Annotated in this window: 3 protein-coding genes and 1 tRNA gene; all 4 read right to left on the reverse strand. The window is 55.4% G+C overall.

Annotation, left to right across the window (positions count from 1 at the left end; genetic code table 11):
• Positions 1-48: 48 nt before the first annotated feature.
• The 4 genes from rplK to AAAB35_RS19225 all read right to left on the reverse strand — a co-directional run bounded on the left by rplK (position 49) and on the right by AAAB35_RS19225 (position 1,686).
• The gene (gene rplK / locus AAAB35_RS19210; RefSeq protein ID WP_340669883.1) at positions 49-477 is read right to left on the reverse strand and encodes a 50S ribosomal protein L11; all 429 of its coding nucleotides are present in this window, start codon (positions 475-477) and stop codon (positions 49-51) included.
• A 138-nt stretch (positions 478-615) separates the two neighbouring features.
• A complete protein-coding gene (nusG, locus tag AAAB35_RS19215) occupies positions 616-1,146 on the reverse strand; it encodes a transcription termination/antitermination protein NusG (RefSeq protein ID WP_106710764.1) in 531 nt (176 codons plus the stop codon).
• Positions 1,147-1,182: 36 nt separating this feature from the next.
• Positions 1,183-1,383 carry a preprotein translocase subunit SecE gene (gene secE / locus AAAB35_RS19220; RefSeq protein WP_027229727.1) on the reverse strand — a complete coding sequence of 67 codons (201 nt, stop codon included), beginning with the start codon at positions 1,381-1,383 and terminating at the stop codon, positions 1,183-1,185.
• A gap of 227 nt (positions 1,384-1,610) precedes the next feature.
• Positions 1,611-1,686, reverse strand: a tRNA-Trp gene (locus tag AAAB35_RS19225).
• Positions 1,687-1,748: the final 62 nt, after the last annotated feature.

Below are 1,748 nucleotides of genomic sequence, written 5' to 3' on the forward strand. Positions count from 1 at the left end.
ACGCCTTCGCGAACCTTCGCTACACGCTTTGAAAGTTTTGCCATCGTCTTAGCCCACCACTTCCAGGCCCATCGAACGGGCAGAACCTTCGACCATGCGCATTGCGGCTTCAACGTCCGCAGCGTTCAGGTCCTTCATCTTCGCCTGCGCGATTTCACGGACCTTGTCGCGCGAGATCTTGCCAGCAACCGTCTTGCCTGGCTCCTTCGAGCCGGACTTCAGGTTTGCAGCCTTCTTCAGGAAATAAGACACCGGCGGCGTCTTCATCACAAACGTGAAGGACTTGTCCTGATAATAGGTAATGACGACCGGAATGGGCGAGCCCTTTTCCAGTTCCTGCGTCTGCGCGTTGAACGCTTTGCAGAATTCCATGATGTTGATGCCGCGCTGACCAAGTGCCGGTCCGATCGGCGGGGATGGCGTTGCCGATCCTGCCGAAACCTGCAGCTTGAGCTGGCCTGCTACTTTCTTAGCCATAACTTCTCTGCCTTTTCATTGTGCCGGTAAGCCGGCGGTTGCAGTTTGGTGGTGCGGGTCGGGGATCCGGCTTGAGATCGCCTCACCTCCCACCATGTTTGCCACAGACGTGGCACGCGGCTTGGGGCCGCAAAATGATCAGACCTTTTCGACCTGACCAAACTCGAGATCGACCGGCGTAGCGCGGCCGAAAATCGAAACTTCCACCTTGAGGCGCGAACGCTCTTCGTCGACTTCCTGCACGGTGCCGTTGAACGAAGCGAACGGACCATCGGCAACGCGAACGCTCTCGCCGATCTCGAACGAAATCGAAGCCTTCGGACGCTCGACGCCTTCCTGGACCTGGGTCAGGATGCGGTCGGCTTCCTTATCGGAGATCGCGATCGGCTTGTTGTCGGAACCGAGGAACCCGGTCACCTTCGGCGTATTCTTGATCAGATGATAGGCATCATCCGTCAGATCGGCACGAACCAGGACATAGCCCGGGAAAAACTTGCGCTCGGCGTCGACCTTGCGGCCACGACGCACTTCGACCACTTTCTCGGTCGGCACGAGGATCTTCTCGAAAAGATGCGACAGACCCTTCTGTCTTGCCTTTTCTTCGATCGACTCTGCGACCTTCTTTTCAAAATTCGAATAGGCGTGAACGATATACCAGCGCGCGGTCATTACTTATTCCCAATCCCGATTTTTGTTCAGCCTGCGTTAACGACCAAGACCGAGAACGAGATCGATCCCGAATGCCATCAACTGATCGGCCGCGAAAAAAAAGACCGCAGCAAAAGCCGCCATTACCATCACCATCGCGGTGGAAATGAGCGTCTCGCGCCGCGAAGGCCATGTGACCTTTGCGGTTTCAGCGCGCACTTGCTGAAAAAAAGTTATCGGATTCGTTTTGGATGCCATTTACCGCTCGTGCGTGTCATTGTGCTGTAAACATTCTGTGTTGCACTTGTTACAACACCATCTGTCCACACCATTACGGTCCGTAAAGCTGAGCGTTCAGCTCCACGCACCGCGTGTCTGTTGACGTTACATAGAACCGATTCCGGAAAAACACAAGTCCCCGGATCGCTTCTTTTCCAAACATCTGTCGGCGACACCATCCAATCGTGTCCCGGCAGATTATGCGTTGGCAGGGGAGACAGGGTTCGAACCTGCGACCTACGGTTTTGGAGACCGCCGCTCTACCAACTGAGCTACTCCCCTACGTTCGGGGGCGTACATTCCACAAAGCCGCCGCCATTTCAAGGCCTATATTACGACTTCCA

This window comes from Phyllobacterium sp., from assembly GCF_037994425.1.
Classification (GTDB): domain Bacteria; phylum Pseudomonadota; class Alphaproteobacteria; order Rhizobiales; family Rhizobiaceae; genus Phyllobacterium.

Bases quoted from the DNA above. Each gene is read 5' to 3' on its own strand.
- secE (WP_027229727.1), bottom strand. From the start codon at position 1,383: ATGGCATCCAAAACGAATCCGATAACTTTTTTTCAGCAAGTGCGCGCT.
- nusG (WP_106710764.1), bottom strand. From the start codon at position 1,146: ATGACCGCGCGCTGGTATATCGTTCACGCCTATTCGAATTTTGAAAAG.
- rplK (WP_340669883.1), bottom strand. From the start codon at position 477: ATGGCTAAGAAAGTAGCAGGCCAGCTCAAGCTGCAGGTTTCGGCAGGA.